Genomic DNA, 22659 nt, shown 5'->3' with positions numbered 1-22659 from the left:
TAAAAGATACTGCTGTAGTCTTTAAGACTTAGTAAGTCTATTTAGTCATGTCTTATTTTTCCTGTAAATTCTTCAATATTTATAACAAAAACTGTAGGAATGTCGTCAGAATCTATTTTAGCAGAAAACTCACTAATAAAATCTAAATCGCGTAACTCTTTTCGCATTATAACATCTTTTACTCCTAAAGAAAATTCATGTAACATGGCTTTTGCACTACTGCGTTCCAGTTCTATAAATTGACCATGAGCTACAGCAGATCTCCAGTTGGTAATTGAGGTTATTTCAGCAACTTCTAGTGCTACTTTATCGTGTTGACGCATGGCGCTAATTTTATGTCCATCACCTGAGTAACAAATAATTCTATTATCTGAATAAAAATAAGTAATAGGTACAACAAAAGGTTTGTTTTGATAAATATATGCTAGATGCCCTATGTAATTTTGGCTCAAAATCAATTGGCACTCTTCTTTATTTAAGGACTTTATCATAATTTTTAAGGTTTAGATTTATTTTAACATAGGTTTAATGACAGTGCAATACTAAGAGTGGTAATTTCATTCTGGATTTTAACTCTTTACTTGGAGAGGCACTAAATAAGCGTTTTAAAAAGGATTTATCTTGAGTAATAAAAGCGGTTATATCTATGGGGTTGGTTTGTATGTAGCTTGAAACAGCATAATCTATGGGTACACCTTCTACAAGGTGGTATTTAGAATCTAATAATGCAATGCTTTCCTTATCTTGTAATGAAATGTTAGAGGCATCATTTTCTGAGCTAATTCTAAGAATGTGAAGTTTCAGTTTAAAATCTTCTATAAAATCTATAATATGTTCTAGTAAGTGACTACTAAAACTATCATCTGTATTTAAGGATACCAAAAATTCTTTAACAGGCGAAAAACTATAATTGCTTGGTACAACTATGGTTTTACATTTTACTTTCTCAACAACATTAATGGTATTACTACCAAAAATAACTTCTTTTACATTAGACGCTCCGTTACTTCCCATGACTACAAAATCGATAGAAAATTTCTGAACCAACTGGTTAATTGCATCGGTAAACACATCAAAATCTATTATCGTTTCAAAATGATAATCTTGAGTTTTGGTATCATTTTTTAATTTTTCGATTAAGGCATCGAGTTTCTCTTGTGGTTTTTTAGTGATAGAATCGTAAATAGAATTTTTTGGAGACATTAATAAATCGTCTGTAACATATCCACTTACTTTATGCACATACATAATGTAAAATGTACATGTTTTAGACTCAAAAAACTGCATGGCGTAACTAATTGCATTTGTAGCATTCTTAGAAAAATCTGTAAGTAAAAGTACTTTTTTCATGATTAAAAAACTTTTACTTAAAGTTACGAAAACTTATTAATAGCTGCAATGACATAAATCATGAATTGAATTTACGATTTCCAAAAGACATCACTTACGTTGTCTTCAAATTTTTCAGGTTGATGTATAATTTCAATGTAACGTAATTGTGCTTCAGTTGCTACTTTCTGAATTTCGGGAAATAAGATGCGTTCTTCAAATCGGATGTGCTGTTCTAATTCTTCTTCAATTTTACTCAAGATTTTTAAGTCGTTGTCACGATCTTCAAACAAGCGCTTTAATCTTCTGTGTTCCGCTAATACGCGTTTTATTAATTCGTTTTCAGGCTCTAAAATGGGAAAAATGTGAGTTTCTTCTATTTCAAAATGGGGAATTAAGTGATTTTTAAAAAACCAATCGGCATAAGCTCTAATGCGTTTAGGGGCGATGTCTTTACTAAATCCGGCTCTAATTTTCCAAGATAATAATAAGCCATGATGATGTTCTCTGCTTAATGGTTGAAGTGCTTTATGGCGTTTTTGTGGTTTAGGTTGCATAAGTTTCTTGTTTAATAATAGTGAATAATAAAGCACTGATACCTATTGGTAAAAGGATGCTAAATAAAAATAATAACAGGTAATAATGGGGTAGAATTCCAGTTCCGAAATAAAACATAATCCCTTGAATTAACAGCAGCACTTCAGTTAAAACAAAGCCTAAAAGGAAACTGTACACACCAAAATTTAAAGTTTTAGAATTGCTTACGAAGTTGCTTTTTATAATAAAAGCCAATAAAAAGCCTGAAATGACACCCAGCATTAGTAGGTGAATAAATCCGATAATAAAATTGCGGTGATTGTAAACAACTGCAGAGAATTCCGGCAAAATAGATACGGTTTGAAACAGTACTTTTAAGATAAAACAGACCAATGCAAAACCGTACATATAAGTCACAAGCTTTGATTCTTTGTGCCATGCTAAATACGGATTAGGCTTTATAAGTTGAAAGAATTTATAAAGCGTTAAAACTTGAAGTATAACACCCACACCATTAATCCATGGCAAGCTCGAATGAGGCGCAAACCATTGAATTGGCAAGGCAAATGTTAGTATTGTAGATGCAATTAACAACCTGTAAAACTGCCTAAATAGTTTAGAGTCTTCAACCTTTAATAGGTGAAAAAACACAGAAATAACAGCAATTAAAAACCAGCCATTAAACTGAAAGTGTAAAAAGAATTGAATGGCAATGTGATAAAAGGCCGAAGTTGATCCAAGTATGGAAACTGCAGGTCCTAAACACCAAACTCCAATGGTAGAAATCATCATAAATAGGAGTGATGCTTTTAATAATTTTTCGGTTGCAGTAGACCTTGTCTTAAGATGTTTCCAGATAAGAAATACAAAGTAGTAACTACAAAAGATATGTAATGTTGAAAATGTTATGGATAGTGCAGCATAACCTTGTATGGGGAAACTAATCATCATACCAACAACAGCAAGTTCTGTGAGCCAAAACAAGCGATTAAAAATCTTAGGCTCATTAGGAATAAAATAATGAATAAACAGCGTAAATAGCATTAAATACACCCAACCTAACATGGCAACATGAGAGTGCGCATGTGTTAAAAACCGATAATTTATACCAATAGATTCTAAAAATGAAAAGCGCAGTGCCAAACCCATTAGGGCTGCAATTAGAAAATTAATTAGACATATAACAACTAACTTTTTTGGCATCGTTAAGATTACGATTTAGAAATATACAGATTAATAAGAAGAAAATCCCAAAATGTAAGGGATAACATTTTAGGATTTTCAAGTTTAGAAATGTATTAAGGGATTGCTATTAACTAAACTGTTGTTCTAATTTTATAGCTTCAGGGAATAAAATATTATTCTCTAAATGAATATGTAAATGCAAATCTTTTTCAAACTCTTCCAACATCGCAAAAGTGACTTTATAGGTGTTACATGCATCTGCAGGTGGAGTGTAATTATTAGTGAGTGCATCAATCTCTCTAAATCGAGCTCCTTCGTTATCGTGCTCTTCCATCATCATGGCAATAGGGTTTTCAACGGTTCCAAATTGAGGAGATTGTACTGTTTGATCTTCTAATTTAGCCTTTACCATCTTTTTAATGAATGGAAAAAGGATGAGTTCCTCTTTTTTCATGTGTGATGCTAATTCTCCTGCAGAAGCTGTAAACAATTCATTAATTTTAAACAATTCTGGATGACGCTCTCCGTGCACACGACATAATTTATCTAAAAACTGACGTAGCACAGGGGTTTTCTCTTCGACATATCGGTGATGTTTCTTTTCAATATATTCAGCCAATAAATCTAAAGGCCAAGATTTGTAATCTATAGTTTCAGCACCTTTAGAGTTTAAAACCTGATTAAGTTCATCCATGAGCTGATTGCTGTCAATACCTTTTTTATCGCAAGCTTCTTCTACTGTTCGATTACCATTACAACAAAAATCGATTTTGTATTTAGAAAAAATAGCCGCGGTTCTAAAATCATCTGCAACATATTGTCCTATTTCTTTTTGGGTATTTTTTTGAAGTGTTTCCATATTATAATTTTATTTCGGATAAACTTATCCTATTTGTGTTCAAATTTTTTTTTAGATCTTTAGAAATGAGACACCAGATTTAATATCTAGGGCTAACTGCTCTAAAGTTGTGTTTTCTAGCATTTCTCTTAGTTCTTCTCTAACGACTTTAAATTTATCGTGTACAGGGCAAGGATGATTTTCATCGCAGGTATGTAAACCTAATCCGCAGCCCTTATAAATGTTATCTCCATCAATAGCAAAAACAATTTGAGAGAGTTTTATTGTGGCAATTTTATCTTTATCAATTTCAAAACCACCGTAAGCTCCTCTAACCGATTTCACTATGTTGTTTCTAACTAAGGCTTGCAATATTTTTGCGGTAAATGCCTGAGGTGAATCAATCTTTTCAGAAATTTCTTTAGGACTTACACGTCTGTTTTCAGAAGAATTTACTGCAATAAAAATGCTGGCTTTAATTCCGTATTCACAAGCTTTAGAAAACATAGGTTTGTTAATTTATATAACAAAGATAAGTTATATATTTTAAATAAGATAGTTTTGTCTTAATTAAAATATGTTTAATGGCATTCAATAGCACTTGAAGCCATCTCTATTACTGGAGCAGGCGAGAGGTAAGGAATACCTAAGCCTAAACCACGCAGAATAAATAATAATCCAATAACTACAACAAAAACAGGAATTGCTTTTTGAATACGTTGTTTTATAGTACTATTTAAAAATTTACCTAAATAAATGGCTGTTGTCATTAAAGGAATGGTTCCGAGTCCGAATAAAACCATATAAATACTACCTTCTAACAAACTGCCAGTGGCTATAGATCCAAAGACAGCCATGTAGACTAAGCCACAAGGCAAAAAGCCATTGAGAAAACCAATAGTTAAAAACGTATCTGCTGTTTTCTTTTTTAAAGCTTTTCCTAAAGAGGATTTAACTTTAGAAATACCTTTGTATAACGGTTTTGTGAGGTTATACTTCCCTATTATGTTTTGAGGTAAGAGGACTATAACTATCATTAAAATTCCAATAACAATAGAAAGTTGCTGTTGTATTCCAAAAAGTGAAAAACTTTTTCCAACGAGTCCAAAAACCAAGCCTATAATACTGTAAGCTAGTAGTCTACCAAAGTGGTATATACTAATTTGGCTTACTTTTTTAAAGGAGTTAGATCTATCTACAGGCAACATAAAGGCAATAGGACCACACATACCAACGCAGTGTAGGCTACCTAATAACCCTAATATGAATGCAGATGCTAACATTTAATAGGTGATTTCTTTTTTAAAGAGATAAGAATTTGTGTTATATTTCCAATCTACTTTAATGTTCCAACGACCATCCAACAAGCGTTTGTCAGGTATGAGCAAATTGTGGTTAGACAGTGAAATCGGTGTTTCAAAATCTAATTGCTTGTTAGATGGTCTATATAGGAACACTTTACCTTCAATCTTTTGAATATCTAAATCTTCTGGAAATGAAATAACAATGCCTTCATTAGTTTTTTTCCAAGACACATTGGTTTTAAGATTTTTTGCATTTTCTTCGTGATCTAAATCAGCTTGAAATTGCAGCTCTTGTCCGTAATAATCTTCAATTACTAAATCGTGGTCATACTTTTTATCTGTACTCATGCTTATGACAAAGTACATGATAAACGAAATAAAACATACAAATGCAATAACGATTCCTGTTCCCCAATTTATTTTCATAATTATATTTATTTTGTCACCCTGAATTAAACTTAGGTCAACATTAATTTGTAATGATCACTAATTAAAACTTCTAGGACCTAAGAAGGTTACAGAGGTGGTTTCAATGAGTTCATCTTTACTATAGAGATCTATCATAACGTCATTTTTATCCCCTGATAAATCACTTTGTTTAAGTTCTATAAACAATGTGCCTTCGGCTATGCCTTGTGGCTCTACAACAAAGGTCTCAGAAGTAGAAACAATGTGTATATCTCCGTCCCAACCTCTTAGTTTAAAGGTTATATCATCTATTTCTCTAGAGGTTTTATTTACCAGTTTAAAGGTATAAACGTTGCTTATAATATCGTTATCCTTGTGCTCATATAATTGTCCTGGTAATCGTAATATTCTAGCTTCAACATCACTACGTAAAAGTAACATACCTGCTAATATGCCAATTAAAATGGTAAGTACAGCTATGTAACCTTTCATTCGAGCCGTGAGTTTAAAAGGCTCTTTTTTCTCAATATTATCTTCACTAGCAAAACGTATCAATCCTTTTGGCAGGTTAATACTTTCCATGATATGATCACATTCATCTATACATGCAGTACAGTTAACACATTCTAATTGCGTACCGTTTCTAATGTCTATTCCTGTTGGACAAACGTTAACACATTGAGAACAATCAATACAATCTCCATGACCTAGAGCTTCTCTGTCTTCGTTTTTTCTGAATTTCTTTCTACCATTTTCAGCTTCGCCACGTTTGTAATCGTATGCAACAACGATAGATTTATTATCTAAAAGTACACCTTGCAGGCGACCATAAGGACATGCAATGATACACACTTGTTCTCTAAACCAGGCAAATACAAAATAGAATACAGCTGTAAATATTAGAAGGGGGATAAGTGTACCTGTATGTTCAAAAGGGCCTTCGGTTATGTATTTTATAAGTTTATCTCCACCTATTAAATAGGCTAAGAAAACATTTGCAATTAAAAATGATATAACTAAAAAGATAAACCATTTTAATAGGCGTTTTTTGATTTTTTCAGCATCCCATTTCTGACGATCCAAACGCATTTGTTTGTTACGATCACCATCGATCCAATATTCAATACGTCTAAAAACCATTTCTAAAAAGATGGTTTGTGGACAAATCCAACCACAAAACACACGACCAAAGCCTACGGTAAATAGTGTAATAAAAACAACACCTATTAGCATGGATACCACAAAGAGGTAAAAATCTTGAGGCCAAAATGGAAATCCAAAAATATTAAAGCGCCTTTCTAATATGTTAAATAATAGAAACTGATTACCATTAATTTTTATGAACGGAGCTGCCAGTAAAAATGCTAATAAAAAATAGCTTACTAATTTACGCTTTTCATATAATGGTCCAGAGGGTTTTTTAGGGAAGACCCATTTACGTTTACCTTCTTCATCAATTGTTCCAATTGAATCTCTAAAAACTTCATTTTCTGGCGTTTCCATTGTTTTTCAACTTAAATATTTATTAGAAACAAATCTTATTATATTGTTTCTTTATTATTCTTTAGAGTCATCATCTACCCAAATATCACCTTCTGCTTCTTTAGGATTAGCAGGAGTAGTGCCTTGAAACTGTAAAACATAACTGGCTACCTGAGCCATTTCTAGAGGCTTTAAACTTTGTTTCCATGCAATCATACCTTTTCCTGATCGTCCACCTTCAGAAACCGTTTTAAAAACATTTTTGATACCTCCACCTAAAATCCAATGGTCATCGGTAAGGTTTGGTCCAATTCCACCACCACCATCTGCCATGTGACAAGCAACACAGTTGGTTTCAAAAATCTTTTTACCAGCGTTCAAATCTGCTGTTTCAGTCAATAGTTCCACAGTATTAAAGTCAACTAAACCTTTTGCTGTTTTCTTGTATTCTTCAATTGCTTTGTTAGCCTCTGCATATTCAATTTCATATTCTACAAATTGATTGTCTGCATCCAAAACATGATAACGTACCATATAAACTACGGCGAAAATTATTGAGATGTAGAAAGAATATATCCACCATGGCGGTAAATTATTATCTAATTCTCTAATGCCGTCGTAATTATGATCTAGAATAATTTCGCCTTCTTCTTCAATAGGTTTATGCTTTCCTACTAATTTTGAGTAAAGTGCTTTAACTTTTGTAAACTGAGGTGTTTTAGTTTGAGAAGCTAAATAACGTTTTTTACCTTCTTCATCTAAACTTTGATAGAGAATATTATCTAATGAATTTACAATACCTTCAATAGCAATAAGTACTAATAATACTAATAGTAAAAAGAGTAAGATAATAGGCTGCTCCATAAAGGCAGGCTGATCTCCTGAATCTATAAAGTATTCTATGAGTCCGGCAATGGCAAAAAACACTACAGGTACTCTTACGTATGATGGGATTAAATGTCTCATATTTCGGTATCGTTTTGGTTGTCTAATGGTATATTACTAACAGTGGTTATATAATCTTTCTTAGCTGTGATTACCCAGTAGAATAATACAACAAAGAAGATAAAGAAAATAAGAAGGGATATCATAGGGTATATTTCTATACCTATGATACTTTCCAAATGGCCTTTTACAAATTTGAACATAATGAGTTAGTTTTGAGCGGTTTCGTCTAAAATATCTTTTACTTTAATATCGGTTCCTAATCGCTGTAAATAAGCAATTAAAGCCACGATTTCTCTATTTCGCATTTCTACGAATTCATCACCTGAAGCAGCTTTATCAGCTTCATAAGAGGCTACAAAATCTGGATCATTGTATAGGTTTTTTTCAATTTGAATACCTTGCTCTAGCATATCTATTTGTGCGTTTGCAATATCTTCTTCAGTATATGGTACACCTAATGAAACCATTGTTTCCATTTTCATTTCAGTGCTAGACTTGTCTAGTTCATTTCTAATTAACCATTGGTAAGCTGGCATAATAGAGCCTGAAGATGTACTCTGTGGATCGTACATATGGTTAAAGTGCCAGTTGTCTGAGTACTTGCCTCCAATACGATGTAAATCTGGCCCTGTACGTTTACTTCCCCAAAGGAATGGATGATCGTAAACAAATTCACCTGCTTTAGAGTATTCACCATAACGCTCTACTTCAGATCTAAAAGGACGTATCATTTGTGAGTGACAGCCCACGCAACCTTCTCTAATATAAAGATCTCTACCTTCAAGTTCTAAAGGAGTATATGGTTTAACCGTGCTAATTGTTGGAATATTTGATTTTACAACAATAGTTGGTACAATTTGGACAATACCACCAATTAAAATAGCTATGGTAGCATATATAGTTAATAGTACAGGCTTACGCTCTAACCAAGTGTGCCATCCTTCTCCTGCAACACGACCTTTAGATACACGTTTTAATGCAGGTGCTTCAGCTAATTCATCAGTTACTTTATGATCAGATTTAGCAACAGTTCTTATAACATTATATACTAAAATTAGCATACCCGTAATATAAAGTGTACCACCAATGGCACGCATCCAATACATTGGCATAATTTCAGTTACAGTTTCTAAAAAGTTACCATAAACTAATGTGCCATCTGGATTAAATTGTTTCCACATACTTGCTTGTGCAAAACCTGCTACATAAAGTGGTAATGCATATAGCATGATACCTAAAGTACCTATCCAGAAATGCATATTGGCTAAACCAATAGAGTATAATTTGGTTTTAAATAATCTTGGGATTAACCAATAAATCATACCAAAGGCTAAGAAACCATTCCAAGCTAATGCTCCAACGTGAACGTGAGCAATAATCCAATCGGTAAAGTGCGCAATAGCATTTACATTTTTAAGCGAAAGCATTGGACCTTCAAATGTTGCCATACCATAACCGGTAATAGCCACTACCATAAATTTTAAAACGGGATCTGTACGTACTTTGTCCCACGCACCACGCAAGGTTAATAGTCCGTTAATCATACCACCCCAAGATGGCATTAATAACATAATTGAGAATGCAACACCTAAGTGTTGTGCCCATTCTGGTAGAGCAGTATATAATAAGTGGTGTGGTCCTGCCCAAATATAGATAAAGATTAACGACCAAAAGTGAACTATAGATAATCTATAAGAGTAAACAGGTCTGTTAGCTGCTTTAGGTACAAAATAATACATTAAACCTAAGAAAGGTGTGGTTAAGAAAAATGCAACAGCATTATGACCATACCACCATTGTACTAAGGCATCTTGAACACCTGCATAAACAGAATAACTCTTCATACCAGTAAAGCTTACAGGAAGTGCTAAACTATTAAATATGTGAAGTACCGCAACCGTTACAAACGTTGCTAAGTAAAACCATAGAGCAACATATAAGTGACGTTGACGACGTTTTATCATGGTACCAATAAGGTTAATACCAAATGCAACCCAAATTAAGGCAATAGCAATATCTATAGGCCATTCTAGCTCTGCATATTCTTTAGATGTAGAATAACCTAAAGGCAATGTTATAGCAGCTGCGACGATAATAAGTTGCCATCCCCAGAAATTTAAGTTACTTAAAAAGTCACTAAACATTCTTGCCTTCAATAGACGCTGGGTAGAGTAATATACACCAGCAAAAATAGCATTACCAACAAAGGCAAAGATGACCGCGTTGGTGTGTAATGGTCTTAATCGACCAAAACTCAACCAAGAGATACCATCGGTCATGTTAGGGAATAAAAACATAAAGGCCAAAATGAGCCCTACAAGCATTCCAACAACTCCCCATAGAATGGTAGCATAAAGGAATTTTTTAACGATTTTATTATCGTAATAGAATTGTTGCATTTCCATATTTAATATAATTAGTCAGTTTTAGTTTGTTTAGATGTATTGGTTTGCTCTTTTATTAATTCGTCTTCAAAAAGCATGCGTACAGATGGAGTATAGTCATCATCATATTGCCCAGACTTGACTGCCATTATAAAAATGACAAAGAAAGCCACGCCAATAACGACGCTAACTGATAATAAAATATAAATAACACTCATACCTACTGAAGTTATGGTCCAAAATTACGTTTGAACTAGTTTTGAAAACATGATTTTTATCATATTTCCTTATTTTTAATCATTCTAATCGTTTTCCTAGAAGATTTGTAGCAACTGTTGTAAATACAACAATACTGATTGAGCTTAAAGGCATTAGTATTGCTGCAACGACGGGTTCTAATTGTCCGGTTGTAGCAAAGTATAATCCAATAATATTATAAAAAAACGAGACTACAAAGCTCCATTTAATAATTTTTATAGCTGATTTAGAGGCTAAAATATAGTTGTATAATTGCTTAAATTTTGAAGCATCTAAAATAGCATCACAAGCAGGTGAGAAGACGTTTACATCTTCCGATATGGCGATGCCAACATCACTCTGTGCTAATGCACCAGCATCATTTAAGCCATCTCCAATCATTAAAACTTTAGCTCCTTCTGATTGATGGTATTTAATAAACTCTAATTTATCTTCTGGTTTCTGATTGAAAATTAATTTGGTTTTAGCCGGTAATAACTTTTTTAAATTTTCAAGTTCGCCTTCATTATCTCCTGAGAGAATAACCAAATCAAAATGCCGCTTTAATTGATTAAATAATTTTGAAACCCCTTTTCGATAACTATTGTAAAAGGTAAATTTGCCTTTATAGACATTATTACTACTCACATGAACAGTAGTATTTAAAACCGTACTTTCATTAGGGTTACCAACAAAACTTGCAGAACCAATTTTCATATTAACCGATTCGTGTTTGGCCTCAATACCTTTACCAATATGTTCTTCAAAAGCATCAAGTGTAATGATATTGTTTTCTTTTAAAATGGTATATAAGGTTCGGCTTAAAGGATGGTTTGAGCCTCTCAAGGAATTTTTAAGTACTATATGTTCTGAATCTGAAAGTAATTCGCCATCGTATTCTGCATTACTGTTTTTGTTAGATGTAATCGTTCCTGTTTTATCAAAAATTACCGTGTTTATTTGTGCTAGCTGTTCAATAACACTAGCGTTTTTTATGTAAAATTTTTGTTTGCCAAAGATTCTCAATAAGTTTCCAAAGGTAAAAGGAGCAGAAAGCGCAATGGCACATGGACAAGCAATGATTAATACCGCTGTAAATACATTCATAGCTTTACTAGAATCTACAAACAGCCAAAAAGTTGTCGCAATAAAAGCAACCGTTAATATCGCTATTGTAAAATGTTTACTAATGGTATTGGTGATATTGGTAAAACCGTCTTCTTTGTTTTTGTTAAAAACATCATTACTCCATAACTGAGTAAGATAACTTTGTTCAACAGATTTTAGAGCTTCCATTTCAATAACTCCATTGGTTTGTTTACCTCCTGCAAATAATTTATCGCCAGATTGTTTTGATACTGTCTGTGATTCGCCTGTAACAAAACTGTAATCTATTTTTGCTTTTCCGTTAATTAAAATACCATCCACAGGGATTAATTCTTCATTCCGAATTAAAATACGATCGCCTTTTTCAATATCATAAACCTGAATAGAATTCTCGTTACCTTCTTTGTCTATCTTAGTTATTGCGATAGGGAAATACGATTTATAATCGCGCTCAAAGGATAAGAAATCATAGGTTTTTTGCTGAAAGAATTTACCAACCAAAAGAAAAAATATTAAACCAGCCAAACTATCAAAAAAGCCAGAACCAATATCAAACATAATTTCTATGGTACTTCTAATAAAAAGTACAGAAACTCCTAGAGCAATTGGGACATCAATATTTAAAATTTTAGCCTTTAAACCTTTGTATGCTGAAATAAAATAATCTTGAGCAGAATAAAACACAATAGGTAAAGACATCGCAAACATTAACCAACGGAAGAAGGGTTTGTATTGTTCTAACCAAAATTCGTTGACTTCAAAATACTCAGGAAAAGATAAAAACATAATATTACCAAAACCAAAAGCAGCAACTCCAAGTTTATAGATTAAGGCTCGGTTAATATGTTTTTTGCCAGAATTAAAATCGTCTAAACTAATATAAGGTTCATAGCCAATAGAGCTTAATAATAAAACAACCGATTTTAAATCCGTAGCATCAGAGTTATAAGTGACTCTAACTGTTTTTTTTCCAAAATTGACTTGAGAATCTGAAATGTTTGGATTGAGTTTGTTGAGGTTTTCTAAGATCCAAATACAAGAGCTACAATGAATATGTGGAATGTAAAGCGTGGCTATTTCTACAGAATCAGCTCTAAATTCTGTTAGCTTTTCAATAATGTTTTCTTGGGATAAAAAATCGAATTTGCCTTCTATTTCCTTTGGAATGGCACCAGGCGAATTTTGTAAATCGTAATAACAGGTTAAATCATTTTCGTTAAAAATTTCGAAAACGGTTTTACAGCCATTACAGCAGAATGATTTGTCCTGAAATGTAATTGGATGATTACCACAGTCATCACCACAGTGAAAACAAGTTTTGCTTTCCATATTATAATTTGCTCATTTATACCTGTAACAAAAGTCACTAATCTAGTGAATTTAAACTATGATATTTGTCATGTTTTAATTAACTTTGAATTTAATTGTTTTTCCTATGAGCAAATGTGACCAATGTATTATTAGACAGTTTAATGCCTTAAAAGCTTTAGGGAAAGACGATTTAGTTCGGATTTCTGGTTGTAAGACGTCTAGATTTGTTCAAAAAGGAGAAGTTCTTTTTAGAGAAGGGGAAAGTATCAATGGGATATTTTGCGTTAAAGATGGTGTCTGTAAATTGTCTAAATTGAGCGCCAATGGTAAAGACCAAATTGTAAAACTGGTTGTTAAAGGTGATTTAATTGGACAACGTTCCTTAGTGTCAGATGAGAAATCTAACCTTACAGCTGTTGCCGTAAATGAGATGGAAGTCTGTTTTATTCCTAAAAGTGAGATTCTTCACGATTTATCTAAAAATGCCAGTTTTTCTCTAGATATGCTTCAAGATATGGCAAAAGAGCTCAGAATAGCAGATAATGTCATTGTAGATATGGCGCAAAAATCTGTGAAGCAACGCTTGGCAGATGTCTTAATTTATTTGCATGAAACTTTTGATAAGGATAAGGATGGTTATTTAAGCGTCATATTATCTAGGGAAGATTATGCTAGTCTTGTTGGTACAGCTACAGAATCTGCCATTAGAATTTTATCTCAATTTAAAAAGGAAGGTTTAATTGCTACAACAGGAAAACATGTTATGATTTTAGATTTAGAAGGCTTGAGACGCATTGAGTAATTCAATAGTCTATCGCCAACCTAGTCTTCTTAACAGCTTAATTTTTTCTAAAAAAAAGTCACTTTACTTTGTGTAATAATTGATTTGTAAGACACTTTTTTAAATTCAATTATTACAGTCTTTTTCTTATCTATTGCTATTGTATGATTGATCTAGCGCTTCAATAAGTTTGTCCTACTATTTTTTAATTGGATAACGGCATTTTGGTACAACTTGTAAGTAGTTAATAAAATGTTAGAATCTAAAATATTCAAATATAGCGTTGTTAAAAGCATTATTTTTACATAGCTATGAAACGCACATTCTTAAAATTTCATCTCAGAAAGACAGAGAATAGTCGCGAACTGCATGTGTCAGTTAAATAACAATAAAGAAAAACACATGAAAGAAAAAATAAATAAATCGGGTTTCGTCTTTAAAACCTATGAAGCTCCGCATCAATCTCCTTTCGAAAAACTCTTTGAAATTTTCAAAGAACTGATTACGCATACTTCTGGTGATTTTGATGAAGCTATCGATTGGTTACGAGAACTGGATAAAGAATACAAATTAACGACTCCAGAGTATACCACTGATGATTTTATTGAAGACCTAAAGAATAAAGGGTATATAAGAGAAGAGCTAGATCCTACAGGCGCTGGTGAAGGCGGCATGACAATTACGGCCAAAACAGAACGTGCCATTAGACAACAAGCATTAGATCATATTTTTGGTAAAATAAAACGCAGTGGTTCTGGCAACCATAAAAGCAAAGGTGTTGGACTTGGTGACGAGCATACAGGTGATTTTAGACCTTATCAGTTTGGTGATGGTTTAGATAAAGTTTCGATGACTGAAAGCATTAGAAACGCTCAAATCAATAATGGGATTGGAGATTTTAGTCTAACCGAAGACGATTTGGTGGTTGAAGAAACACTTCACAAAAGTCAAATGAGTACGGTTTTGATGATTGATATTAGTCACAGTATGATTCTGTACGGAGAAGACCGAATTACTCCAGCGAAAAAAGTCGCTATGGCTTTAGCCGAATTAATCACCACCCGCTACCCAAAAGACACTTTAGAAATATTAGTCTTTGGTAATGATGCTTGGCCAATTAAAATTAAAGAATTACCTTATTTAAAAGTCGGTCCTTACCATACCAATACCGTTGCAGGATTACAACTCGCGATGGATATGTTGCGTAGAAAACGAAATACCAACAAGCAGATTTTTATGATTACGGATGGTAAGCCTAGTTGCTTACGTATGCCAGACGGCCAATATTATAAAAACAGTAATGGTTTAGATCCGTTTATCACCAACAAGTGTTATGCGATGGCACAACAGGCAAGACGTTTACATATTCCGATAACAACTTTTATGATTGCAGAAGATCCGTATTTGATGCAATTTATTAGAGCATTTACACAAGCCAATAGAGGAAAAGCCTTCTACACAGGATTGAAAGGTTTAGGCGAAATGATTTTTGAAGATTACGAAAACAATAGGAAGAAGAGAATTAAAGGATAAAAACAGCTTTTAGCCTTTAGGTATTAGCCTTTAGCTCAAACGAGCATACTAATAACTAAATGCTAATAGCCAAAAGCTATACAATGAAAACAGAAAATATAAGTACACTCGGAGAATTAAAAAAAGCAGGGTATCAAGCAAAGTCTATTAAAGATGAATTGAGAGATAATCTTATTGAAAATATAAAGAATAAAGTCAATACGTTTGAAGGCATTCATGGTTATGAAAATACCGTGATCCCAGAATTAGAACGTGCGATTTTATCTAGACACAATATTAATTTATTAGGATTAAGAGGACAGGCAAAAACACGTTTAGCAAGGATGATGGTGAATCTGTTGGATGAAAACATTCCAGTAGTCGCAGGTTCTGAAATTAATGATGATCCCTTAGCGCCGATTTCAAGATTTGCAATAGAATTGATTGCAGATAAAGGAGATGATACTCCAATAACGTGGTTACACAGAAGTGATCGTTTTGCAGAAAAATTAGCTACTCCAGATGTAACCGTTGCTGATATTATTGGTGATGTCGATCCGATAAAAGCAGCCAATTTAAAATTGAGTTATGCCGATGACCGTGTGATTCATTACGGTATGATTCCACGTGCGAACCGTTGTATTTTTGTCATAAACGAATTGCCCGATTTACAAGCACGAATTCAAGTGGCTTTATTTAATATTTTACAAGAAGGAGATATTCAAATTAGAGGATTCAAATTACGTTTACCTTTAGATATGCAGTTTGTATTTACGGCGAATCCTGAAGATTATACCAATAGAGGAAGCATTGTAACTCCTTTAAAAGATAGAATAGGGTCTCAGATTTTAACGCATTACCCAGATTCTGTAGAAACGGCTAGAACCATTACAACTCAAGAGGCTAAGCTAGATTCGAGACAATCAGAATCTGTTTATGTTCCAGAATTAGCGAAAGACCTTTTAGAGCAAATCAGTTTTGAAGCTAGAGAAAGTGAGTATGTAGATGTAAAAAGTGGAGTCAGTGCACGTATGAGTATTACGGCTTTTGAGAATTTACTAAGTACCGCAGAGCGTAGAGCTTTAATTGCTGGTGACGATACAACTGCTGTACGTTTATCAGATTTTACAGGAGTGATTCCTGCAATTACAGGAAAAATAGAATTAGTGTACGAAGGAGAACAAGAAGGTGCCGATTTTGTAGCTAACGCTTTAATGGAAGCTGCAGTAAAAACCTTATTCCCTAAATATTTTCCTAAAGTTGAAAAACTAGAAAAACAAGGTGACGAAACTCCTTACGATGACTTAATCTCGTGGTTCTTTAATGGAGATGGTTTTGAATTGTTAGATGATTATGATGATGTAACTTATAAGGTAAAATTAGATGAGGTAACACCTTTAGATGCTTTAATTGCAGATTATCAGCCAGAAATTGATCCTAAAGATGTCTATTTTGAAAAGGAATTTATTCTTTGGGGTTTAACGCAATTTAAAAAATTAAGTAAGTATCGTTATTCTGAAGGCATGCAGTTTAAAGACCCTTATGGAAGTTATATTAGTGGGTTATAGGTTCTAAAATCTTGTTTAAAATTTTAAAACACCCCTAAGGTCCCCTCGAGGGGACAGTAGTTCTAATATTATATGGTGGATTGTCCCCTTGAGGGGACCTTAGGGTGTAATAGTTTATTGTTGAGCTTAATGATGTGTAAACTATAACTTACCAAATATCACGACTTTTAATATTAGCATCGCAGAGTTTTATAATCTCTGCGATTCTTTTTTGTTTTGTCGCTTCACGTTTGGCTTGGTTTAACCAATATAAATACTGTTTTCTGTAGCTAGGAGCAAAGTTGAGGTAGTTTTCAAAAGCATTTTTGTTAGCATCAAAGGCTTTTTGAAGATTACGAGGAATAACTCCATTTTCTACATCGTCTAATGCTGTCCAACTGCCATTTTCTTTTGCAATTTGAATAGACAGATGTCCACTTTGGTGTATTAAGTTTTCTTTATGTAATTGCTCTATATGATTTTTGTTTACTGCACTCCAGACACTTTTGGGTTTTCGTGGACAAAAATATTGTCGGCGTTTTCCGTCTCCTAAACTTTTTACTGTGGAATCTATCCAGCCAAAACAAAGGGCCACTTTTACGGCTTCTTCCCAACGCATAGAGTCCTTTTTATGATCGACTTTGTAGAAAATTAGATGAACACCTTTTACAGAATCGTGATAGTCTAGCAACCATTCGCGCCATTCCGTATCTGTTTTAAAATATAATTCTTGTAATTCCATGTTTATTTCCCGAGAAAGCGGGAGTCTTTTGTTTTCAGACCTGTCAGTTTTTTTTTAATGTTATTTAATTTAACTGAGTGAATTGTCTCCTTGAGGATTAGTGAGAACCAAAATATATTTTGTTTTGAAACTACCGATCGAAGCTCTTAGGGGTGTTTTTAAATTTCTTTTGATAGAATATAAAAATCTCTATCTATCTTAAAGCCTTTAGAAAATATTTTTTTAGTCTGCCAAGTTGCTTTTGGGAACAACCATTCGGATTTGCCATCAATGTCAATTTGAATAGGCATATCAAACCCTTCAACAATGTCTGTCCAACGATACTTTAGTTCCCCTTTTTTTATTTCATATTCCAAGGTCGGAATCTTAGTCGTTCTTAAATATTGATTAAAAAAAGCCGTTAAATCAATACCTGATTGCTCACTTAAGTAATCTTCAATCTGTTTAGTAGTCACCGTTTGATGATAAAATTCAGAATTTAAGCCTCTCAGTATTTGTCTCCATTTTTCGTCATCTTCAATGAGTTGACGAAGTGTATGCAACATATTAGCTCCTTTATAATACATGTCGCTAGAGCCTTCATTATTCACATTGTAGGTGCCAATTAAAGGTTTATTGTTTTGAATATTAGCACGTGTGCCAATCACATAATCGGCAGACGCTTCTTTGCCATAATAATAGTCTAAAAATAAATTTTCAGAGTAGGAGGTGAAGCCTTCGTGAATCCACATATCAGCGATGTCTTTGTTGGTGATATTGTTAGCAAACCATTCGTGACCAGCTTCATGAATGATAATAAAATCAAATTTTAAACCCCAACCAGTATCAGATAAATCTCGTCCTAAATAGCCCTGTTTATATTGGTTTCCGTAGGTTACAGAACTTTGGTGCTCCATGCCTAAATAAGGGACTTCAACCAATTTAAAACTATCTTCATAAAATGGATAAGGACCAAACCAATGTTCAAAGGCTTTCATCATTTTTGGTGCATCTTTAAAATGTGCTTTGGCGAGTTCTAAATTATCTTTAAGCACCCAATAATCCATATCTAAATCCCCTTTTTCACCTTTAAAGACTTCTGAGAAATTGGTATAGTCTCCAATATTCACATTAACTCCATAATTGTTAATTGGGTTGCTCACAAACCAATGCGAAGTGACGGTGTTGTTATTATTTTCAACCCGTTTTCTAAGACGACCATTAGAGACATTCGTCAACCATTTGGGATTGGTAACGCTAATCAGCATACTATCCACTTCGTCATACATATGGTCTTTGTTTGGCCACCACACACTAGCACCTAACCCTTGACACGAGGTGGCGATAAAATGCTTGCCGTTTTGATCTTTTTTCCATGAAAATCCACCATCCCAAGGAGCGCGTTTGGCTTCTCTCGGATAACCATTATAATGAATTTCAATGGATTTGATGTCACCAATATTTTGCTTTGTAGGAATTAAAATAAAATTGGCATTACCTTCAACTTGTACCTCTAATTCTTTGTCATCTTGTATCGCTTTGGTTATTTCCATGGGCTGTTGCAAATCGATTTGCATAAACTCATTAGGCTCTGAAACGACTTTATAATAAATAGTGTTTTTGCCTGAAATGAACTTGAGCTCTGGTTTTACTTCAATATCTAAATGGTAATAGGTTAAATCCCACCATGCGCGTTCTGGAGTGATGCTTCCTCTTAGGGTATCTTGATGTGTGAATTTTCCTTTATCTTGAAGTAATTGTGCTTTTAGAGAAAAAGTTGATACAATGAAAGTAATGAGACATACGTATTTTAATTTCATTTCATTTGAAGTTTTAAATATTTAAAGAACATAAATCCTGCCAATAGTAATGTTAGTCCTAAATACAAGGATCCAAAAAGAAGAAGGTTGTTGTAATCTTGATTAACAACGGTAAATTTAGCTAATTCAGAAACTAATGCTAATACCATAAATAAACTCAACATAATAACGACCGTGGAAATTAGTAATCCTAAAATCGTTTTTTTACTGAATATTTGATACACAAGAATAGCTAATAAAGCTATAGCAATAGGATTAAAAAGGTTGGGAGTTAAGATCCAATAATAGATAACGGAACCGATTAAAAATAATTCTGGTAGTAGAGATGTAATCGTTTTGATTTTCATGATTCTTGTTGGTATAATTAGTTTAGTGTTTCACTAATTTAACGTAGTTTTTATCTTAAAATTTTATTTGGAAACACAACAACACTCTCATGGCCATCTGCACTTACAGCGGCCACGCCAAAAAAGAAATTATCAATAACAATACCATCTAAGGTAAACTCTGTAATGTTTTCTACATAACGACTGTGGTCCCAAGTTGGCGAAGTGGTATCTCTCCAATAGATTTTATAACCTTTGGCACCTTCAACGTTATTCCATTGTAATTTAGCAGAGGCTTCCACAATACCACCAATACTAACTTCGGTTGGAGACGGTGGAGCAGAAGCAAGGCTTGCCATAGTAATGGCATTGACAGTGGTTAATTTCTTGCAATACGGAAAGTTAACATGCTCAAAAGTGTCTCCGTATGCAATCCCATTTTCTGTACGAATATCTTGATGCTGTTGCGTATAGTTTTCGTGAGCTTCCATAATTCGGATACCAGCAAAGCCCGCATCATTAAAAGGTCTATGATGACCTCCACGTCCAAAACGATCTAAGCGATAAACCAGCATTGGGTTCATCTCTGGCATGTAGGTTTTTGTTGTTTTATATACAAATCGTGCCAACTGACGCGAAATACCATCAACTTCACCACCATAAAAACGTCTGGCTCTCGCTTGTTTTGCTAATGTTTCAGGATCTGTTTCCGACGTTGTTATAGGTTCTGAGAAAATTCGGAAAGTGCGGTTATCAATCACACCATCGACTCCAGAGATATTTCCAATCATGTCATTATTTAAAACTCCAATAATATCCCAATGATACTCCTTCGCATATTTTGCTAAACCTTGCCCTCCAAACAAACCTTGTTCTTCACCAGACAGTCCCACATAGATAATACTATTCTCAAACTTATATTGAGACAATACTCTAGCAGCTTCAATAGCACCTGCCATTCCTGTGGCATTATCATTTGCACCTGGTGCATCTGAAGTAAAATCATTTGGATCAGAGACTCTAGAATCGATATCACCACTCATTATGATATAGCAATTTGGATATTTCGTACCACGTTGAATGGCTACAACATTAACGACCATCACATCTTTAACGATACGTTGATTCTCTCCTTTTTTTACTAAATCCTTTTGGTAGAACACCTCTAAGCAATCGTTACAATCTTTAGAAATGGTTTCAAATTCAGATTTTATCCAACGACGCGCAGCTCCAATACCACGAGTTTTAGAAATGGTGTCGCTTAAGGTGTGTCGTGTTCCAAAGTTGACTAACGTTTGTACGTCTTTTTTTAAACGTTCTTCCGAAACAGCATCAATGATGTCATAAATATTTTGGTCGGTTTGTGCACCTAGTACAATAGAAACCATTAGAAATACTGAGCTGATTGCGATTTTCATTATGTTGAAGTTGTTAATCGATTAATTGTAAAGTTCCGAAAATATTGGCATCAATCCAACCACGATTTTTATCTTCACCTTCTACAGGAATTGACCCTATGAAATTTTCACGTTCTAAACTACTGTCGTTGTCACAGTAGGCAAGAGCAAAACCTATGTTTTTATTCGCTTGTAAGGTTGTAGGCAGATTATCCATATCGTCTTTATAGGTATCGTTAAATAATTTTATTTTGACTTCCCATAAGGTGGTGTTTCCTGTAACGTTTCGTTTAGATTCTATATGTGAATTATATAATTTACCTTCTCTTTTTGTCGACATATCAACGACATTTCCGTCTAAAGCAATATGATAAGCAAAGGCATTATGATTAAATTGATGTTCGCCACCACTATTGTCTTCATCAATAAATACTTCTAAACAATCATCGTCCCACCACGCTACAAGAGGGTCTTTGTGAGTGTCTGTAATAATATCATCTTGTATTTCTGCCAAAAGATAAAGGGCATCTTTAGTCCAAGATAACTTGTATCGTCCTTTAAAATCGTCCGCGGTATAGGCTTCACCTAACCATAACTGATCGAGTTGATGCCATTCTGAATTTTTCCAAATACTTTCATTGGCAATACCATCAATATTTATGTTTTCTTTTGCATGTTTAACTTTAATCAGCTGTTTCAGTGGTTTGCTGTTTTTTAAAGTTTTTTTGTAATTGAATTTTACGGTTTCAGTTTTTCCGTTGTCTTCGATATCCACATAGACATTCATTTCACTATCTGAAATTTTTTCAAAGGATATGCCTTCAAAAACCACTTTATTTTCTGTGATTTCTATTAAAGGAAAATCAACGGTTTCATCTTTCGTTTCCCAGCCTTTAAGATCTGGGCCGAAATGTTTTAATTGAAGAATTAATGAATTTTCGACTTCTCTTATGACTTCAATTTCGTAGAAGGTGACTTTTCCGTCGTTAATTAATTTAAACGTTGCCATCATAGAACCGCCAGAAGGTTCGCTCCAGATTTCTTCAGTGATGCCACCAAAAGCTTCACCATGCCATGTGCCAGCAATCCATGCAATGTTTTCTAGTTTGGGCTCAAGCACTTTACTTGTTTGTGCTTTACTTGGTAATGTAAAAGCAATTAGTAAGAACAGTAAGTGTTTCATTGAGCTCGTTTTTATATGATCAAGTAAATATAAAAATTACATGGTACAAACCGGTTATAAACAAAATAATAAGTCCTATTGCTAAAAGACTAATAGCGCGACTTACATTTTTAAATATCTAGGCTGATATTTTTGAAATGATAAAAAAATATAGCTAGTGTAGGTGTGGAAACCTCGAATAAACTTTGTTCAATGGCAGCAGTAATTATAATGACTGACTAACCCTTTATAGATTTTAATTTTATTTATATATGTATAATAATTCATTAATTTAGAGTAATGGATTACTTAAAAATAGTTTA

The 22659-nt window shown here is 33.6% G+C and carries 22 protein-coding genes; 3 read left to right on the top strand and 19 right to left on the bottom strand.

The window, feature by feature from the left end:
* Window positions 1-41 precede the first annotated feature (41 nt).
* The 14 genes from KO504_RS05755 to KO504_RS05690 form a co-directional block, all read right to left on the bottom strand.
* On the bottom strand, window positions 42-491 hold the full coding sequence (locus KO504_RS05755) for a pyridoxamine 5'-phosphate oxidase family protein (RefSeq protein ID WP_215925374.1): 450 nt from the start codon (window positions 489-491) through the stop codon (window positions 42-44).
* A gap of 34 nt (window positions 492-525) precedes the next feature.
* The gene (locus tag KO504_RS05750) at window positions 526-1350 is read right to left on the bottom strand and encodes a universal stress protein (protein ID WP_215925373.1); all 825 of its coding nucleotides are present in this window, start codon (window positions 1348-1350) and stop codon (window positions 526-528) included.
* Between the two features lie 71 nt (window positions 1351-1421).
* Window positions 1422-1886: a hemerythrin domain-containing protein gene (locus KO504_RS05745; protein ID WP_215925372.1), complete on the bottom strand. Its 465-nt coding sequence runs from the start codon at window positions 1884-1886 to the stop codon at window positions 1422-1424.
* Window positions 1876-3069 (bottom strand): hypothetical protein, encoded by a 1194-nt coding sequence (locus KO504_RS05740; RefSeq protein WP_215925371.1) that lies wholly within the window; start codon window positions 3067-3069, stop codon window positions 1876-1878. Before KO504_RS05740 ends, KO504_RS05745 begins: the two co-directional genes overlap by 11 nt.
* A 109-nt stretch (window positions 3070-3178) precedes the next feature.
* Window positions 3179-3910 (bottom strand): iron-sulfur cluster repair di-iron protein, encoded by a 732-nt coding sequence (ric, locus tag KO504_RS05735; protein WP_215925370.1) that lies wholly within the window; start codon window positions 3908-3910, stop codon window positions 3179-3181.
* 51 nt (window positions 3911-3961) lie between these two features.
* A complete protein-coding gene (locus KO504_RS05730; protein ID WP_215925369.1) occupies window positions 3962-4396 on the bottom strand; it encodes an RrF2 family transcriptional regulator in 435 nt (144 codons plus the stop codon).
* Between the two features lie 74 nt (window positions 4397-4470).
* On the bottom strand, window positions 4471-5172 hold the full coding sequence (locus tag KO504_RS05725; protein ID WP_215925368.1) for a sulfite exporter TauE/SafE family protein: 702 nt from the start codon (window positions 5170-5172) through the stop codon (window positions 4471-4473).
* Window positions 5173-5619, bottom strand: a complete 447-nt coding sequence (locus tag KO504_RS05720; RefSeq protein WP_215925367.1) for a FixH family protein — start codon at window positions 5617-5619, stop codon at window positions 5173-5175. It lies immediately after the preceding gene.
* Window positions 5620-5679: 60 nt separating this feature from the next.
* Window positions 5680-7104 (bottom strand): cytochrome c oxidase accessory protein CcoG, encoded by a 1425-nt coding sequence (ccoG, locus tag KO504_RS05715; RefSeq protein ID WP_215925366.1) that lies wholly within the window; start codon window positions 7102-7104, stop codon window positions 5680-5682.
* Between the two features lie 54 nt (window positions 7105-7158).
* Entirely contained in the window at window positions 7159-8049 is an 891-nt protein-coding gene (locus KO504_RS05710) for a cbb3-type cytochrome c oxidase N-terminal domain-containing protein (RefSeq protein WP_215925365.1), read from the bottom strand.
* Entirely contained in the window at window positions 8046-8231 is a 186-nt protein-coding gene (locus KO504_RS05705; RefSeq protein WP_215925364.1) for a CcoQ/FixQ family Cbb3-type cytochrome c oxidase assembly chaperone, read from the bottom strand. Before KO504_RS05705 ends, KO504_RS05710 begins: the two co-directional genes overlap by 4 nt.
* A 6-nt stretch (window positions 8232-8237) precedes the next feature.
* On the bottom strand, window positions 8238-10436 hold the full coding sequence (gene ccoN, locus KO504_RS05700; protein ID WP_215925363.1) for a cytochrome-c oxidase, cbb3-type subunit I: 2199 nt from the start codon (window positions 10434-10436) through the stop codon (window positions 8238-8240).
* 11 nt (window positions 10437-10447) lie between these two features.
* Window positions 10448-10633, bottom strand: a complete 186-nt coding sequence (ccoS, locus tag KO504_RS05695; RefSeq protein ID WP_215925362.1) for a cbb3-type cytochrome oxidase assembly protein CcoS — start codon at window positions 10631-10633, stop codon at window positions 10448-10450.
* Window positions 10634-10712: 79 nt separating this feature from the next.
* Window positions 10713-13088 (bottom strand): heavy metal translocating P-type ATPase, encoded by a 2376-nt coding sequence (locus KO504_RS05690; RefSeq protein WP_215925361.1) that lies wholly within the window; start codon window positions 13086-13088, stop codon window positions 10713-10715.
* A gap of 106 nt (window positions 13089-13194) precedes the next feature.
* Between KO504_RS05690 and KO504_RS05685 the strand changes: the two genes are divergently transcribed.
* The 3 genes from KO504_RS05685 to KO504_RS05675 all read left to right on the top strand — a co-directional run bounded on the left by KO504_RS05685 (window position 13195) and on the right by KO504_RS05675 (window position 16931).
* On the top strand, window positions 13195-13872 hold the full coding sequence (locus KO504_RS05685) for a Crp/Fnr family transcriptional regulator (RefSeq protein ID WP_215925360.1): 678 nt from the start codon (window positions 13195-13197) through the stop codon (window positions 13870-13872).
* Window positions 13873-14253: 381 nt separating this feature from the next.
* Window positions 14254-15384 (top strand): vWA domain-containing protein, encoded by a 1131-nt coding sequence (locus tag KO504_RS05680; protein WP_215925359.1) that lies wholly within the window; start codon window positions 14254-14256, stop codon window positions 15382-15384.
* An 83-nt stretch (window positions 15385-15467) separates the two neighbouring features.
* Complete coding sequence (locus KO504_RS05675; protein WP_215925358.1) at window positions 15468-16931, top strand: magnesium chelatase; 1464 nt, start codon at window positions 15468-15470, stop codon at window positions 16929-16931.
* Window positions 16932-17079: 148 nt separating this feature from the next.
* Here KO504_RS05675 and KO504_RS05670 read toward each other — a convergent pair whose 3' ends face one another.
* From KO504_RS05670 to KO504_RS05650, 5 genes are all read right to left on the bottom strand, one after another.
* On the bottom strand, window positions 17080-17652 hold the full coding sequence (locus tag KO504_RS05670) for a YdeI/OmpD-associated family protein (RefSeq protein ID WP_215925357.1): 573 nt from the start codon (window positions 17650-17652) through the stop codon (window positions 17080-17082).
* A gap of 158 nt (window positions 17653-17810) precedes the next feature.
* Window positions 17811-19451: a M1 family metallopeptidase gene (locus tag KO504_RS05665; RefSeq protein ID WP_215925356.1), complete on the bottom strand. Its 1641-nt coding sequence runs from the start codon at window positions 19449-19451 to the stop codon at window positions 17811-17813.
* Window positions 19448-19798 (bottom strand): hypothetical protein, encoded by a 351-nt coding sequence (locus KO504_RS05660; protein ID WP_215925355.1) that lies wholly within the window; start codon window positions 19796-19798, stop codon window positions 19448-19450. Before KO504_RS05660 ends, KO504_RS05665 begins: the two co-directional genes overlap by 4 nt.
* 50 nt (window positions 19799-19848) lie before the next feature.
* Window positions 19849-21195: a M28 family peptidase gene (locus tag KO504_RS05655; protein WP_215925354.1), complete on the bottom strand. Its 1347-nt coding sequence runs from the start codon at window positions 21193-21195 to the stop codon at window positions 19849-19851.
* A 13-nt stretch (window positions 21196-21208) separates the two neighbouring features.
* On the bottom strand, window positions 21209-22357 hold the full coding sequence (locus KO504_RS05650) for a DUF6265 family protein (protein WP_252723624.1): 1149 nt from the start codon (window positions 22355-22357) through the stop codon (window positions 21209-21211).
* Window positions 22358-22659 lie beyond the last annotated feature (302 nt).

The organism is Winogradskyella psychrotolerans, from assembly GCF_018860565.1.
Taxonomy (GTDB): domain Bacteria; phylum Bacteroidota; class Bacteroidia; order Flavobacteriales; family Flavobacteriaceae; genus Winogradskyella; species Winogradskyella damuponensis.
Note: the sequence above shows the minus strand (reverse complement) of the source record. Positions and strands in the feature narration are given on the sequence as shown.

Coding starts and splice junctions, on each gene's coding strand:
- KO504_RS05755 (WP_215925374.1), bottom strand. CDS start 491: ATGATAAAGTCCTTAAATAAAGAAGAGTGCCAATTGATTTTGAGCCAA.
- KO504_RS05750 (WP_215925373.1), bottom strand. CDS start 1,350: ATGAAAAAAGTACTTTTACTTACAGATTTTTCTAAGAATGCTACAAAT.
- KO504_RS05745 (WP_215925372.1), bottom strand. CDS start 1,886: ATGCAACCTAAACCACAAAAACGCCATAAAGCACTTCAACCATTAAGC.
- KO504_RS05740 (WP_215925371.1), bottom strand. CDS start 3,069: ATGCCAAAAAAGTTAGTTGTTATATGTCTAATTAATTTTCTAATTGCA.
- ric (WP_215925370.1), bottom strand. CDS start 3,910: ATGGAAACACTTCAAAAAAATACCCAAAAAGAAATAGGACAATATGTT.
- KO504_RS05730 (WP_215925369.1), bottom strand. CDS start 4,396: ATGTTTTCTAAAGCTTGTGAATACGGAATTAAAGCCAGCATTTTTATT.
- KO504_RS05725 (WP_215925368.1), bottom strand. CDS start 5,172: ATGTTAGCATCTGCATTCATATTAGGGTTATTAGGTAGCCTACACTGC.
- KO504_RS05720 (WP_215925367.1), bottom strand. CDS start 5,619: ATGAAAATAAATTGGGGAACAGGAATCGTTATTGCATTTGTATGTTTT.
- ccoG (WP_215925366.1), bottom strand. CDS start 7,104: ATGGAAACGCCAGAAAATGAAGTTTTTAGAGATTCAATTGGAACAATT.
- KO504_RS05710 (WP_215925365.1), bottom strand. CDS start 8,049: ATGAGACATTTAATCCCATCATACGTAAGAGTACCTGTAGTGTTTTTT.
- KO504_RS05705 (WP_215925364.1), bottom strand. CDS start 8,231: ATGTTCAAATTTGTAAAAGGCCATTTGGAAAGTATCATAGGTATAGAA.
- ccoN (WP_215925363.1), bottom strand. CDS start 10,436: ATGGAAATGCAACAATTCTATTACGATAATAAAATCGTTAAAAAATTC.
- ccoS (WP_215925362.1), bottom strand. CDS start 10,633: ATGAGTGTTATTTATATTTTATTATCAGTTAGCGTCGTTATTGGCGTG.
- KO504_RS05690 (WP_215925361.1), bottom strand. CDS start 13,088: ATGGAAAGCAAAACTTGTTTTCACTGTGGTGATGACTGTGGTAATCAT.
- KO504_RS05685 (WP_215925360.1), top strand. CDS start 13,195: ATGAGCAAATGTGACCAATGTATTATTAGACAGTTTAATGCCTTAAAA.
- KO504_RS05680 (WP_215925359.1), top strand. CDS start 14,254: ATGAAAGAAAAAATAAATAAATCGGGTTTCGTCTTTAAAACCTATGAA.
- KO504_RS05675 (WP_215925358.1), top strand. CDS start 15,468: ATGAAAACAGAAAATATAAGTACACTCGGAGAATTAAAAAAAGCAGGG.
- KO504_RS05670 (WP_215925357.1), bottom strand. CDS start 17,652: ATGGAATTACAAGAATTATATTTTAAAACAGATACGGAATGGCGCGAA.
- KO504_RS05665 (WP_215925356.1), bottom strand. CDS start 19,451: ATGAAATTAAAATACGTATGTCTCATTACTTTCATTGTATCAACTTTT.
- KO504_RS05660 (WP_215925355.1), bottom strand. CDS start 19,798: ATGAAAATCAAAACGATTACATCTCTACTACCAGAATTATTTTTAATC.
- KO504_RS05655 (WP_215925354.1), bottom strand. CDS start 21,195: ATGAAAATCGCAATCAGCTCAGTATTTCTAATGGTTTCTATTGTACTA.
- KO504_RS05650 (WP_252723624.1), bottom strand. CDS start 22,357: ATGAAACACTTACTGTTCTTACTAATTGCTTTTACATTACCAAGTAAA.